This is a genomic window from Rathayibacter sp. AY1B7, assembly GCF_002932735.1.
Taxonomy (GTDB): Bacteria; Actinomycetota; Actinomycetes; order Actinomycetales; family Microbacteriaceae; genus Rathayibacter.
This window is the reverse complement of the sequence record NZ_PSWK01000001.1, coordinates 230,232-242,854: the sequence shown is the minus strand read 5'-3', so window position 1 is coordinate 242,854 and position 12,623 is coordinate 230,232. Positions and strand designations below refer to the sequence as shown.

The following is a 12,623-nucleotide window of genomic DNA, read 5'->3' as shown; positions in this document are numbered from 1 at the left end:
CGTTCAGGCTGCGCTTCCTGGACGCCCGCTGGGCGGTCGCGGAACGCGTCCTCGGCGGCCCGGCGGAGGCTCCTCCCCCGGAACGACGGGTGGGGAGCCGCCGAGGCCACACGCGACGCGCGGTGTCAACCCACCCGCCGGGGCGTCAGGTCCCCATCGCCCACGGCTCGCGATCGCCGCGGAGGCGGGCGGCGAGCGCCATCGCCTGCTCGTCGGTCAGGGTCGCGACGTAGTCGACCACACCGCGCCCCCGGCCGAGCCGCTGCAGCGCGGCCGGGTCGGAGGTCGGCCGGCCGCGCTCGTCCGACGGGAGCCAGTCGGGATGGTCGGCGCGCAGGCGGAAGTAGCCGTCGGTCGCGAGCTCGATCAGGTCGAGCAGCTTCTGCGGAGCCCGCGAGCCGTCGCGCGGATCCTCCAGCCAGGCGTCGAGGTGGGTCACCAGCGTCTCGAGCACCTGCGACTGGCCGCGCTGGTAGGTGGCGAAGTCCGGCCGGTCGATCACGAAGCGGGTGTGCACGAACTTCAGCACGGCCACGTCGTGCCAGGCGTCCGGGAGGAGGGAGAGGTGGCCCGAGCGCACGTTCGGCTCGGCGAGCACCACCACGGAGCGCTGCAGACGGCCGATCCAGGAGGAGACGAACGCCTCGATCGCGCGCTCGGTGCGCGTCGATCCGTCGAACGGGAGCGCGAGGAGCCCCTCGACCAGCTCGGTCGACACCCGCTCCACGGAGGCGCGGAAGTGCTCGTCGCTCGCGATCCACGGGTCGCGGGCCACGAGCCTCCGGCGGAGCATCTCGAGCGAGTGCCCGGGGGCGCGCGCCCACAGCTCCTCGGCGTCGAGGGCGGCGAGCGCGTTCTGCTCGCGGAGGAACGCGCGGAACTCCACGGCGACGGCCGCCTGCTGCAGCACTCCCGCGCGGTAGAAGTCGTCGAGGTCGTGCAGCGAGTAGGCGATGTCGTCGGCGACGTCCATCACCGAGCACTCGAGGGTCTGCTGCCAGGGGGCGATCGCGGCGAAGCCGGAGCGGGCGTCGAGCAGGTCGTCGAGGTCGAGGGTGTACGCCGAGAACTTCGGCGGCGCGGTCTCCCACCGGCTGGCGGTCGAGCCGCGGGGCAGCTCGGTCGGGTCGGCGGAGTCGATGCCGGGGCGGTGGACCGTCCGCCCCCACGGGTACTTGAGCACGGCGGCTCGGGAGGCGGCGGTGAGGTTCAGCCCCACCTCCACCGTCTCGCAGACGTCGAGCTCGGAGAGGATCCGGAACGACTGCGCGTTGCCCTCGAAACCCTCCGCGAGCCCCAGCCGCTCGCGCGCGAGGCGGTCGAGCGCCTGCTCGCCGAGGTGGCCGAACGGAGGGTGGCCGAGGTCGTGCGCGCTGGCCGCGGCCTGCACGACCACCGGGTCGCAGCCGCCGAGCCGCTCGACCAGCTCGCGCTGGGCGGGATCGGTGGTGGTCAGCTGCATCGCGATCGCGCGGGCGACCGCGGTGACCTTGATCGAGTGCGTGAGCCGGTTGTGCACGACCTGGCCGACGCCCGAGGGCGAGATGACCTGGGTCACCGCGGAGAGTCGGGCGAAGTACGGCGAGAAGCGGATCCGCTCCAGGTCGACGCGGTACTCGGGGTACTCCTCGCCGGTGGCGAACCGGTCGACCGGCTCGGGGATGCGCCGGTCGCGGCGGTGGTCGTGCGGGGCCGAGGCCCGCGGGGCCGTCGTCTCGGGGAGTGCCGGCTCGCTCATGGCTTCACCCTAATCAGGGGCGCGGGGGCGGAGGGACCGCGCCGCTCCGGCGGCCGGCGTCGCTCCTCCGGCGAGACACCGCGTCCGCCGGCGAGGCACCGCGGGGACGGCGGCGCCTCGGGGAGCGCACGAACACCTCGGCGGTCCGGTGGGCGAGGCCGGCGCCTCGGCGGACGCCGGGACGCCCCGCGGCAGCCCGGCCGACGGGCGAACGGAAGACGGGGGGCGCGGCCTCCCGTCAGGCGGACTGCTCGCGCGGAGCGACGGCGAGGTGCACGGCCGCGGCGACGACCGCGCCGAGGACGTAGGCCGCGATGTCGAGCCAGGAGAAGGTGGTGCCGACGACGAGGCGGAGCGGCGCCCACAGCTCGACCAGGCGCGCCGCGACTCCGATCGCCTGCAGCTGCTCCATCGCGATCGACCAGGCCAGCGCGATCCCGGCAGCCGTCACGCCCGGGATGCGCGGCAGGAGCACCGCGATCAGCAGCGCCACCAGCACGACGTAGGCCACTCCGCCGGCGAGGTCGGCGAGCAGCCCCGTGAGCACGAACCGCAGCGCCAGGCCCAGGCCGAGCACGGCGACGGCCGCGAGGGCGAAGCGGAACCGCGCCTTCACCGGGCACGCTCCTCGAGGGCGCGCTGGAGGCGGTCGAGAGCGAGGAGGAACGTGCGGTCGTCGGCCACGCGCCAGCCGAGGGCGGCCGGGGCGGCGACGACCAGGGGCACGAGGACGGTGCGCGGGCGCCGCCTCGCCGCACGCAGGACGGCGGAGGCGGGCGGCGGGGCGAGGACCGCCAGGACCAGCGCGCGGACCCGGTGGGCACCCGAGGGCGAGGTGCCGACGCCCACCGACACGATCCGATCCCACTCGGCGATGCGCAGGGCGTCTGCGCGCTCGGCGGCGAGCTCGAGTCCGTCGCGGCCGACGGCCAGCACCGCGGCGGCGGCGGCCGGCGCGGCGGAGGCGGGTGCCGCGATCCGGCGCAGCGCCCGGGCGAGCTCGGGAGTGCGCAGGACGGCGAACCCCTCGGTGACGGCGGCGAGCGCCGCCAGCCGGCGCTGCCGCTCCGGGGCGGCCTGACGGACCCGGGCCCGGACGGCGGCCGGGGCGGGCAGGGGCGCGGCGAGCAGCGCGGTCGGCTCGAACCGCGTGCGCGGGGGCAGCGGGACCGCCGGCGGCGTGCGCGGCGGGGGCTCGCCCCAGTGCGGCGTCGATGCGGGATCCATGCGCCCCTCCCTCCTCGCGCGGCTCCGAGCCGCCCCTGAGATCATCCCTCCTCCGCCCTCCCGCCTTGCCGAGAGGGCTCGGCGGGCTTACCATGGAGTACCCCCCGGGGGTATGCCGCGACCGGCGTGCCGACCGGACGCCCACCGGGCCGATCGACCGGATCGGACCGGACGCACCACACAGGAGGACCCATGAGCACCAGGATCGACCTCGGCCTGACCGCGAGCGGATCGACGGGAGGGTGCGGCTGCGGCGGAGGCGGCGCCTGCGCGTGCGGCGGCCACGGCGACGCCGGCCGCTCCGATGCCGGCCACGCGACGCAGGGCTCCCTGTCGGCCGCGTCCGTGCAGAGCTTCGGCGTCGCGGGCATGACCTGCGAGCACTGCGTCCGCAGCGTCACCGAGGAGCTCGCCGCCTACCCCGAGGTCTCGGCGGTCGACGTGTCCCTCGCCCCCGACGGGGTCTCGACCGTCACGGTCGGCTCCTCCCGGCCGCTCGGCCGCGAGGAGATCGCCGCCGCCGTCGCCGACGCGGGCTACCGCCTCGCTCCCCTGAGCTGACGTGGCCGAGACCACCGGCACCCCGCTCGAGCTCGCCATCGGAGGGATGACCTGCGCCTCCTGCGTCGCGCGGGTCGAGAAGCGCCTCGACGCGCTCCCCGGAGTCCACGCGACCGTCAACCTCGCCCTCGAGCGCGCGACGCTGACCCTCCCGCCCGGCACGACTCCGGCCGACGCGATCGCCGCCGTCGAGGCCGCGGGCTACAGCGCGACGGTCCCCTCCACCGGCGAGGCGGCTCCCGCGGAGGAGCAGGAGGAGCAGAGCGACGACGACCGCGAGCGGCGCGCCCTGCGCACGCGGCTCCGCGTCTCCGCGCTGCTCGCCGTGCCGGTGGTCCTGCTCTCGATGATCCCGCCGCTGCAGTTCGCGAACTGGCAGTGGCTGTGCCTCGCCCTCGCCTCACCGGTCGCGGTCTGGGGCGCGCTGCCCTTCCACCGCAACGCTTGGCGGGCGCTGCGGCACGGCTCCACCACCATGGACACCCTGATCAGCCTCGGGGTCAGCGCCTCCTTCGCCTGGTCGGTCTGGGCTCTGTTCCTCGGCGACGCCGGGCGGCCCGGCATGAGCATGCCGTTCGAGCTGCTGGGCAGCCGCTCCGGCCACGACGAGATCTACCTCGAGGTCGCCGCCGCCGTCCCCGTCCTCGTGCTGGCCGGCCGCTACCTGGAGGCGCGGTCGAAGCGCGACGCAGGTGCGGCGCTCCGGGCGCTCCTCCGCCTCGGCGCGAAGGACGCCGTGCGCATCGCCGCCGACGGGCAGGAGGAGCGCGTGCCCGCGTCCTCGCTCGCCGTCGGCGACCTCCTCCGCGTGCGCCCCGGCGAGACCGTCGCCGCCGACGGCACCGTGCTCGAGGGCTCGAGCGCGATCGACGCGAGCATGCTCACCGGCGAGAGCGTGCCGGTCGAGGTCGGCCCCGGCTCGACCGTGACCGGCGGAGTGCTCAACGCGCACGGCCTGCTCACCGTCCGCGTCGACCGCGTCGGCTCCGAGACCACGCTCGCGCGGATGGGCCGCCTCGTCTCGGACGCGCAGGCCGGCAAGGCGCGCGTCCAGCGGCTCGCCGACCGCGTCTCCTCCGTCTTCGTGCCGGTCGTGGTGGTTCTCGCCCTGGCAACTCTCGCCGGCTGGCTGATCGCCGGCGCCGACCTCGCCGCCGCCGTCTCTCCCGCCGTCGCCGTCCTCGTCGTCGCGTGCCCGTGCGCGCTGGGCCTGGCCACCCCGACCGCCGTCCTCGTCGGCACCGGCCGCGGCTCCCAGCTCGGGATCCTCCTCCGCGGGCCGGAGGTGCTCGAGGCCGGGCGCCGGATCGACACGGTCGTGCTCGACAAGACCGGCACGCTCACCACGGGCGCGTTCCAGGTCGTCGAGTCCAGCGGCGACGAGAGCCTGCGGATGCTCGCCGCCGTCGAGCGCGGGTCGGAGCATCCGCTCGCCGCAGCGATCGTGGCCGGGGCCGCGCACCTCGACGTCCCCGAGGCGACCGGATTCCGCTCCAGCACCGGGTTCGGCGTGCGCGCCCGGGTCGAGGGCCGCCTGGTCGTCGCCGGCCGGCTGCGCTGGCTGGAGGAGCAGTGGGGCTTCGCGCCGGGCGGTCTCGCCGAGCGCGCCGAGCGAGCGACCGCCGAGGGCGGCACCGTCGTCGGCGTCGGCTGGGAGGGGGCGCTGCGCGGCTTCGCGGTCCTCCGCGACGAGCCGAGGCCGGAGGCGTCCCGCACCGTCCGCGCCCTGCGCGAGCGGGGCCTGCGGGTGATGGTGCTGACCGGCGACAACCGGCGGGCGGCGCAGGCCGTCGCCTCGGCCGTCGGCATCGACGAGGTCGTCGCCGAGGTGCTGCCGGAGGAGAAGCTCGCCGTGATCGAGCGCCTCCGTGCGGAGGGCCGCCACGTCGCCTTCGTCGGCGACGGTGTGAACGACGCCGCCGCGCTGGCCGCCGCGGACGTGGGGATCGCGATGGGCGCCGGATCGGACGCGGCGATCGAGGCGAGCGACATCACCCTCGTCGGCGACGACCTCGGCCGGGTGCCCGACGCCCTGCGCCTCGGGCGCCGCACCCTCGCGGTCATCCGGGGCAACCTCTTCTGGGCCTTCGCCTACAACGTGGCCGCGATCCCGCTCGCGATGGCCGGACTCCTGGGGCCGCTCGTGGCCGGCGCCGCGATGGCGTTCTCGAGCGTCTTCGTCGTGCTGAACAGCCTGCGGCTGCGGTCGTTCCGCTGAGTCCCGGCGGGCCGTCCGGAGTTCCCTCGCGGAGCTCTTGACGGCCCGCCCGCAGGTGGCGAGGGTGAGCGCATGAGCCTCTTCATCACCTGCCCGGTCGACGACGTCGAGCGCGCCACCGCCTTCTACACCGCGCTCGGCTGGACCCTGAACTCCGAGATGTCCCGCGAGGACGTCTCCTGCTTCGGGATCGGTCCCGACACGTCCGTCATGCTGGCGAGCCGCGCGATGTACGAGAGCGTCGGCGCCACCGAGGAGCTGATCGGCGCCCCCGGCACCCCCTCGAAGGTGACCGTCTCGTTCGACCTCGACAGCCGCGAGGCCGTCGACGAGCTCGTCGAGCGGGCCGCCGCCGCGGGAGGCCGGATCGGCGACACCGACGACTACTCCTTCATGTACCAGCGCCAGTTCGACGACCTCGACGGCTACCACTACTCCCCGTTCTGGATGAAGCCGGGCGGCGACGCGGCGGAGTGACGGGGCCGCACGGACTCACTCCGCGTGCCGCAGGCGGTGCCGCCGGACCGCGGCCCGGTTCGCGCAGCGGACGGAGCAGTACCGCTGCCGGCCGTTCCGCGTCACGTCGACGACGAGGTTCCTGCAGTGGTCGCCCGGCGCCCGACCGGCCTCGCACCGCAGGAGGCGGCTCATCCCCCGGGTCGTCAGGTGCAGCGCCGTGCCGACCGCGATGACGGCGTGGAGGACGTGCGCCAGGGACTGGTCCTGGTCGCGGTAGTGCAGGTGCCAGCCCTCGTCGTCGTGGTCGGTCAGGCGCGGATACGCGGCGATCGCGGCCATCTGGCGGTTCAGCGACGTCGCCCGGCCGCTCGGAGTCGGCGCGTCGACCACTTCCAGCCACTCGTCGATCACGTCGCGCGTCCGGGCGTGGTCGTCCGGGCCGGACTCGAAGGCCATCGTCATGCCGTATTCGCGCGTTCGAGCCTCGATGCCCGCGCGGTCGGACGGCCAGTCGTTCGCGAGGGAGGCGGCGAGCAGGACCGCGTACTCGCCGTAAGGGTTGAGCTGCATAAGACCATGACAGCACAGTGGCTCCCATGCGCACCTCCACACCCTCCCCGCACCCCTCCGAGCCGCTCGCCCCCGCCGTCGATCCGCACGAGCACGGCTGGACGACCGAGTCGGCCCACCGGACCAGCGAGGGCGTCGTCGTGTACGTCCGCTGCGCCGGCTGCGGCACGCGGCGCGTGGACGTGCGGACCGGGCACCAGGATCCCCCTGCCGCTCTCAGCCGCGTCCTGCCCGCCTCCGACGACCGCTCCCGCCGTGGAGCAGAGGGAGGATGAGGGCATGATCGCCGACCTGACCCTCCCCTGCGACGCCGGCCCCGGGGAGAGGAGCCTCCTCCTCCGCCGCGCGGTGCTCCACGACCTCCCCGCGATCGTCCGGCTCCTCTCCGACGACCCGATCAGCGCCGGGCGCGGAGACGTCGCCGCCGAGGAGGACGGGGCCGCCTACGAGGCCGCCTTCCGGAGCATCGCGCAGGACCCGGGCAACGATCTCGTGGTCGCGGTGGACGGCGCCGGAGCCGTGGTCGGCACGCTGCAGCTGACCGTGATCCCCGGGATGGCGCGCCGCGGCAGCTCCCGCCTGCTCGTCGAAGCGGTCCGGGTGGCGAGCGCCGAGCGGTCGGCGGGGATCGGCACGGCCCTGATGCGCTGGGTGCTGGACGTCGCTGCGATCGAGCTCCGCACGCCGCTCGTCCAGCTGACCTCGGACGCCGCCCGCACCGACGCCCACCGCTTCTACCTGCGCCTGGGCTTCGTCGACTCGCACGTGGGCTTCAAGCGCCGCGTCGAGCTGCCGGGCTCGTAGCGGCGGTGCGGGCAGCCCGTCCGGACGCCTGATCGGCGTGTCCCCGCAAGCACGACCGGCGCAGGAGGGGACGCCCCGAGCGGAGGCCCGGACGGCACTGCTCGCCTCTCCCCGGCCGACGTGATTGGCTGGCCCGATGAGAACCGAGACCCGCCAGGGCGTCCCCCTCCTGCTCGTCGACGACGACGGAGGCGCGCTCTCGACCCCGGACGACGCGATCGCGCTGATCGGCGAGACCTACGGCGGCGACGTCGAGACGATCGTGGCGCCCGTCGGCCGGCTCGACCCCGAGTTCCTCCGCCTGCGCTCCGGCATCGCCGGCGAGTTCGTGCAGAAGTTCGTCTCGTACGGCAAGCGGCTGGTGATCCTCGGCGACGTCAGCGGGCCGGTGGCGGAGTCGAGCGCGCTGCAGGCCTTCGTCATCGAGTCGAACCGCGGCGACCACCTCTGGTTCGCCGCCGACCTCGAGGCGCTCGACGCCCGCCTCCGCAGCTCCGGGACCGCGAACGAGCCCGGCGCCGACGGCGGAGTGGAGCCGACGCCCGGCCCCGCCCGCTGATGCCCCTGCTCCAGCCCGGCCCCGACGGCTCTCCACCCGAGGTCGACGGTCCGGTCCGCCTCCTCCTGCTCGCCGACACGCACCTCCCGAAGCGGGCGAAGGCCCTCCCGGACGAGGTGTGGCGCGCGGTCGACGAGGCCGACCTGGTCGTGCACGCGGGCGACTGGGTCGACGAGGCGACGCTGGACGCGCTGGAGGAGCGGGCGGCGCTCCTGCTGGCCGTGTGGGGCAACAACGATCCGGAGCCGCTGCGCGCCCGCCTGCCCGAGGTCGCGCGCGCCCGCGTCGCCGGCCTCGACGTCCGCGTGGTGCACGAGACCGGAGCGGCGACCGGCCGCGAGACCCGCGCCGACGCCGCTCATCCGGGTGCCGACGTGCTCGTCTTCGGGCACAGCCACATCCCCTGGGACACCGTCTCCCCGGCGGGTCTCCGCCTGCTCAATCCGGGCTCCCCGACGGATCGGAGGCGCCAGCCGGCCTGCACCTTCCTGACCGCCGTCGCCGACGACGGAGGGCTCCGCGACGTGCACCTGACCGCCCTGCCGCTCCGGGCACGAACCTTTCCCGGCGGCGGCGCAAGGGGGTCACAGAGCATTTAGGTCGGCCTAAGCTCACCTGGATGAGCAGCTCACACGACCACCCCGACTCCGCGCACCTGCGCCCGGAGGGTCTCGACGACGCCACCGTGGCGGCGCTCGGGAAGCTCTCGGAGGCGCTCGAGACGGTCGAGCACGCCCGCGGTCTGCTCTACGGCTTCCACCGGCTCACCGGTGCGGCCGACCTCGCTCTGGGCGAGGCCGTCGACGCGCTGCGCGAGGCCGGCCACGCCGCGACCGCCGAGCGGATCGAGGCCGAGCTCGTCGGCCGCAACGTCATCGAGGGGCGCTGGACCTTCCAGATCGTCGAGGACTACGACGACACCTACTACGCCGCGTTCCGGGAGCAGGAGCGCGCCGCGCGCGACGAGCTCGCCGGCGGACGCCGCCACCTCTTCGAGTCCGAGATGAAGGAGGACCGCCGCTCCGGCGGCCGCCGCCACCACGAGTCGCGCCCGGAGGCGGGCTCGTGAACGCCGTCATCCGGATGCACGCCTCGTCGCTGCGGGTCAAGGCGGTCACGCCGGGCCGCGGCGGACGCGGCACGCCTCCCGAGCCCGAGGCGACGATGCGGCGCACCACGCTCAGCATCGACGGCCGCCGCTTCCTCCTCGCCGTCTCCCTCGACACCGAGGAGCTCGAGAAGCGCCTGGTCGAGGCCGTGCGCAACCGCGGCGACATGGTGAGCTTCACGGTCGCCGGCGAGCGCGAGGTCTGCGTGCTGGTCTCCCCGGGCGTCGCGGTCATCCTCGAGCACGAGGACGTCCCGGTCGAGGATCCGGATGCCGAGGACGCGCCGATCCTGTACGACGACGTCGAGTACCTGACCTGATCCGTCGGCGGCCGGTCCCGGCCGCCGGTCCGGGCGCGGCTCTCGACTCGGGTCGTCCACCCGCTCAGACCGCTCCGGTGCTCGCCCACAGGTGGAACGCCGCGTGCGCCCGGTGCGGCCGCCACGCCTGCGACGCCGCCTCCGCCTCCGCCGTGCTCACCCGGCCGAGCGCCTTCCGCAGCACCAGGTCGCCGGCGGGGAAGGCGTCCGGATCGCCGAGGAACCGGAGCGCGAGGTAGTCGGCCGTCCACGGCCCGATGCCCGGGATCGCGAGGAGCGCGCGCCGCTGCTCCGGCAGGTCGCCCGCGCGGTCGAGCACGGGTCCGGCGGCGAAGGCCTCGGCGACGGCCCGGACCGTCCGCGCCCGGGCGTTGGTGATCCCGATCGCCGAGCGCAGCGCCTCGAACTCCGGGGCGAGCAGGGCGGCGGGTGCGGGGAAGGCCAGGAGACCGCGCTCCCCCGGGGCGCCGAAGGCCGCGGCGGTGCGTCCGCCGAAGGTCCGGGCCGCGGCGACGGACACCTGCTGGCCGAGGACCGCCATGACCGCCGCCTCGAACGCCTCCGGGTACTGCGTCGCGCGCAGCCCCGGCCGGGCCGCGACGGAGCGGGCGAGCAGCGGGTCCCGCGAGAGCTCGGCGCCGATCGCCACCACGTCGGAGTCGAGGTCGAACCAGGCTCGGACGACCGCGGCCGCCGGCGTCAGCACGTCCGGCTCCGCCTCCACCCGCAGCCCGGTCTCCGTCACCTCGAGCACGATCGGCCGCGGCGCCCCGTCGAGGGTGAGCAGGCGCTCCAGGCGTCGGCCGTCGGCCGAGACCCGCTCCACTCCGGGGAGGGCGTGGTTGCGGAGGAGGCTCGCGGCGCCGGCTGAGTCGAAGGGCCCGAGGGCCGGCAGGTCGAGGGAGGACGTCTCGTTCAGGGGAGCAGGACCGTCTTGCCGCGCGCGCGGCCCGACTCGACGAGGGCGAGCGCGGCGGCCGCCTCGGTCAGCGGGAAGGAGGGCCCGAGCACGACCTCGAGCTCCCCGCGACCGGCGCGGTCGAGCAGGCCCGGCCGGGCGGCGTCGCGGAGCGCGGTGCCGGGATCGGCTCCCGGTCCGCCGCCGAGCAGCAGGATGCCGCCGAGGCGGGCGGCGTGCTCGAAGCCGGCCACAGTGGCGATGCGCGAGCGGTCGGCGACCAGAGCCACCGAGGCGTCCAGCGCCTCGTCGGTGCCCGCCGTGTCCAGCGCGACGTCGACGCCGCCGGGGGCCAGGGCGCGCACGCGCTCCTCCAGCCCGGCGCCGTAGCGGACCGGCTCCGCGCCGAAGCGGCGGACGACCTCCTCGCCGCGCTCGCTCGTGGTGCCCAGCACCCGTGCTCCGCGGGCGACCGCGAGCTGCACCGCGAGCGAGCCGACGGCCCCGCTCGCCCCGTGCACCAGGACGGTGTCCCCGGAGGAGACGCGGGTGGCCTCGACGAGGTGCTCGGCGGTCGTCCCGGCCAGCAGCAGGCCCGCGGCCGCCGCCCAGCCGAGCCCGGCGGGCTTGGGCAGGACCGCGCTCGCGGGCGCGACCAGCTCGGCGGAGTAGCCGCCGGAGACCCGGAACGCCACGACCTCGTCGCCCACCCGGATCGGGCCGAGCGGCCCCTCGGCCCCCTCGCCGACCGCGGTCACGACTCCGGAGACCTCGCTGCCCGGCCGGACCGGCACCCGTCCGCGCCCGAACATCCCGCGCAGGAGCTTCGCGTCGGCCGGGTTCACGCCCGCTGCGCGCACCGCGATCCGCACCCTGCCGGGCGCCGGCTCCCCTGGATCGACCTCGACGGCGCGCAGCGCCTCCGGCCCGTCGAATCCCTCGGCCTGCATCGCGACGACCATGCGTCCGCCTCCCGTCCCCGGGCGCCTGCGCACCCGAGCGCGACGCTAGCAGCAGCGTCCGACCCCCCGACACCCTGCGGAGAGCGCGGCAGCCGACCGAGAACGCCCGTTCTGGTACCGCCTACCATGGAGGGATGTCCCCGATCCTCGACGAGCGCCCTCCCCGCGAGGCGATCCTCGCGGCCGCCGACCGGCTCTACTACGAGCGCGGCATCCAGTCCGTGGGGATGGACGAGCTCCGCACGGCCGCGGGCGTCTCGCTGAAGCGCCTCTACTCGGAGTTCCCGAGCAAGGAGTCGGTGGTGGTCGCCGTCCTGCACGGCCGGCACGAGCAGTGGACCCTCGGCGTGACCACCCGGGTCGCCGCGGCGGACGGACCTCGCGGCAAGCTGCTCGCGATCTACGACTTCCTCTTCGACTGGTTCTCCGAGGACTCGTTCCGCGGCTGCGGCTTCATCAACGCCTTCGGGGAGCTCGGCTCGTCGAACCCGATGGTCGCCGAGATGGCGCGCGACCACAAGGAGACGTTCCAGCGCTTCCTCGCGACCCTTGCTGAGGAGGCGGGAGGCGGCGCCGAGCTCGCCGCGCAGCTCGCGATCCTCGCCGAGGGCGCCCAGACCACCGCGGCCATCGCCGGAACCCCGGAGGCCGCCCTGCACGCGCGTCGCGCCGCCGAGATCCTCATCGACGCGGAGACGCGCCCCGTCTGAGGCACGCCGCGCGCGGGATCAGGCCTCGCCGCCCCCGGGCGGGCCGACCACCAGCAGCGCCGCGAAGACCACGGCGACCAGAGCCAGGACCAGCGCCCCGGCGAGCACGGGCCGCGCGAGCGCCCAGCGGAGGAGTCGGCTCGTCACGCGCCGGTCGCGCGGGTCGTCCGTCGCGTGCGTCCGCCACGGGCCCTCCAGCAGGCCGCGGCGCTCGAAGCCGCGCTCCAGCGGGACCGTCGCGTAGGGCACGACCGCGCTGACGACCGCGAGCGCCGTCGCGCCCGCCGACCACCGCTGGTTCACCGCGAGCACCAGGGCCGCGGCTCCGTAGGCGAGGAACGCGAACCCGTGGATCGGCCCGGCGACGCTCACCGGCCAGTCGCCGGCTCCGGCCGCGTACTTCAGCAGCATCCCGACGATCAGGAGAGTCCAGGTCACCGCCTCGACGATCGACAGCAGGCGGAAGAGGCGGCGCGGGCTCATGGGATC

17 protein-coding genes are annotated in these 12,623 nt (G+C 75.6%); 10 read left to right on the top strand and 7 right to left on the bottom strand.

The genetic code is table 11. The annotated features are described in order from the left end of the window. Nucleotides 1-145: 145 nt before the first annotated feature. The 3 genes from C5C95_RS01070 to C5C95_RS17260 form a co-directional block, all read right to left on the bottom strand. The gene (locus C5C95_RS01070; protein WP_104224182.1) at nucleotides 146-1,738 is read right to left on the bottom strand and encodes a deoxyguanosinetriphosphate triphosphohydrolase family protein; all 1,593 of its coding nucleotides are present in this window, start codon (nucleotides 1,736-1,738) and stop codon (nucleotides 146-148) included. A 238-nt stretch (nucleotides 1,739-1,976) separates the two neighbouring features. Then, entirely contained in the window at nucleotides 1,977-2,354 is a 378-nt protein-coding gene (locus C5C95_RS17265; RefSeq protein WP_104262387.1) for a DUF2809 domain-containing protein, read from the bottom strand. Continuing rightward, nucleotides 2,351-2,965 carry a hypothetical protein gene (locus C5C95_RS17260; protein ID WP_181067801.1) on the bottom strand — a complete coding sequence of 205 codons (615 nt, stop codon included), beginning with the start codon at nucleotides 2,963-2,965 and terminating at the stop codon, nucleotides 2,351-2,353. The genes C5C95_RS17265 and C5C95_RS17260 overlap by 4 nt, the downstream gene beginning before the upstream one ends. A gap of 192 nt (nucleotides 2,966-3,157) precedes the next feature. On the opposite strand from C5C95_RS17260, the gene C5C95_RS17750 reads away from it, so the two are divergent. From C5C95_RS17750 to C5C95_RS01050, 3 genes are all read left to right on the top strand, one after another. Beyond that, nucleotides 3,158-3,526, top strand: a complete 369-nt coding sequence (locus tag C5C95_RS17750) for a heavy-metal-associated domain-containing protein (RefSeq protein ID WP_104323607.1) — start codon at nucleotides 3,158-3,160, stop codon at nucleotides 3,524-3,526. A 1-nt stretch (nucleotide 3,527) separates the two neighbouring features. After that, nucleotides 3,528-5,744, top strand: coding sequence for a cation-translocating P-type ATPase (locus tag C5C95_RS01055; protein ID WP_258072603.1), 2,217 nt, complete (start codon nucleotides 3,528-3,530; stop codon nucleotides 5,742-5,744). A gap of 72 nt (nucleotides 5,745-5,816) precedes the next feature. Beyond that, nucleotides 5,817-6,221: a VOC family protein gene (locus C5C95_RS01050; protein WP_104224179.1), complete on the top strand. Its 405-nt coding sequence runs from the start codon at nucleotides 5,817-5,819 to the stop codon at nucleotides 6,219-6,221. A 15-nt stretch (nucleotides 6,222-6,236) separates the two neighbouring features. On the opposite strand, the gene C5C95_RS01045 is transcribed toward C5C95_RS01050, so the two are convergent. Then, on the bottom strand, nucleotides 6,237-6,773 hold the full coding sequence (locus C5C95_RS01045; RefSeq protein ID WP_104323606.1) for a CGNR zinc finger domain-containing protein: 537 nt from the start codon (nucleotides 6,771-6,773) through the stop codon (nucleotides 6,237-6,239). A 26-nt stretch (nucleotides 6,774-6,799) separates the two neighbouring features. Between C5C95_RS01045 and C5C95_RS01040 the strand changes: the two genes are divergently transcribed. From C5C95_RS01040 to C5C95_RS01015, 6 genes are all read left to right on the top strand, one after another. Then, the gene (locus C5C95_RS01040; RefSeq protein ID WP_104224177.1) at nucleotides 6,800-7,048 is read left to right on the top strand and encodes a hypothetical protein; all 249 of its coding nucleotides are present in this window, start codon (nucleotides 6,800-6,802) and stop codon (nucleotides 7,046-7,048) included. 4 nt (nucleotides 7,049-7,052) lie between these two features. Next, nucleotides 7,053-7,577 (top strand): GNAT family N-acetyltransferase, encoded by a 525-nt coding sequence (locus C5C95_RS01035; RefSeq protein WP_104225943.1) that lies wholly within the window; start codon nucleotides 7,053-7,055, stop codon nucleotides 7,575-7,577. Between the two features lie 136 nt (nucleotides 7,578-7,713). Continuing rightward, the gene (locus C5C95_RS01030; RefSeq protein ID WP_104323605.1) at nucleotides 7,714-8,136 is read left to right on the top strand and encodes a DUF4180 domain-containing protein; all 423 of its coding nucleotides are present in this window, start codon (nucleotides 7,714-7,716) and stop codon (nucleotides 8,134-8,136) included. Beyond that, complete coding sequence (locus C5C95_RS01025; protein WP_104323604.1) at nucleotides 8,136-8,735, top strand: metallophosphoesterase; 600 nt, start codon at nucleotides 8,136-8,138, stop codon at nucleotides 8,733-8,735. Before C5C95_RS01030 ends, C5C95_RS01025 begins: the two co-directional genes overlap by 1 nt. Nucleotides 8,736-8,755: 20 nt before the next feature. Further along, nucleotides 8,756-9,205 carry a hypothetical protein gene (locus C5C95_RS01020; protein WP_104224173.1) on the top strand — a complete coding sequence of 150 codons (450 nt, stop codon included), beginning with the start codon at nucleotides 8,756-8,758 and terminating at the stop codon, nucleotides 9,203-9,205. Further along, nucleotides 9,202-9,564: a hypothetical protein gene (locus C5C95_RS01015; RefSeq protein ID WP_104224172.1), complete on the top strand. Its 363-nt coding sequence runs from the start codon at nucleotides 9,202-9,204 to the stop codon at nucleotides 9,562-9,564. Before C5C95_RS01020 ends, C5C95_RS01015 begins: the two co-directional genes overlap by 4 nt. Before the next feature lie 64 nt (nucleotides 9,565-9,628). Here the strand turns inward: C5C95_RS01015 and C5C95_RS17745 are convergent, their stop codons facing one another. Both C5C95_RS17745 and C5C95_RS01000 read right to left on the bottom strand, forming a co-directional pair. Next, nucleotides 9,629-10,459, bottom strand: coding sequence for a DNA-3-methyladenine glycosylase (locus C5C95_RS17745; protein ID WP_258059774.1), 831 nt, complete (start codon nucleotides 10,457-10,459; stop codon nucleotides 9,629-9,631). A gap of 20 nt (nucleotides 10,460-10,479) precedes the next feature. Further along, the gene (locus C5C95_RS01000; protein ID WP_258072602.1) at nucleotides 10,480-11,424 is read right to left on the bottom strand and encodes an NADP-dependent oxidoreductase; all 945 of its coding nucleotides are present in this window, start codon (nucleotides 11,422-11,424) and stop codon (nucleotides 10,480-10,482) included. Nucleotides 11,425-11,558: 134 nt separating this feature from the next. Here C5C95_RS01000 and C5C95_RS00995 point away from each other — a divergent pair, with 134 nt between their 5' ends. Beyond that, nucleotides 11,559-12,134, top strand: coding sequence for a TetR/AcrR family transcriptional regulator (locus tag C5C95_RS00995; RefSeq protein WP_104224170.1), 576 nt, complete (start codon nucleotides 11,559-11,561; stop codon nucleotides 12,132-12,134). 18 nt (nucleotides 12,135-12,152) lie between these two features. Here the strand turns inward: C5C95_RS00995 and C5C95_RS00990 are convergent, their stop codons facing one another. Further along, complete coding sequence (locus C5C95_RS00990) at nucleotides 12,153-12,617, bottom strand: DUF3817 domain-containing protein (RefSeq protein WP_104225947.1); 465 nt, start codon at nucleotides 12,615-12,617, stop codon at nucleotides 12,153-12,155. Between the last annotated feature and the right edge of the window lie 6 nt (nucleotides 12,618-12,623).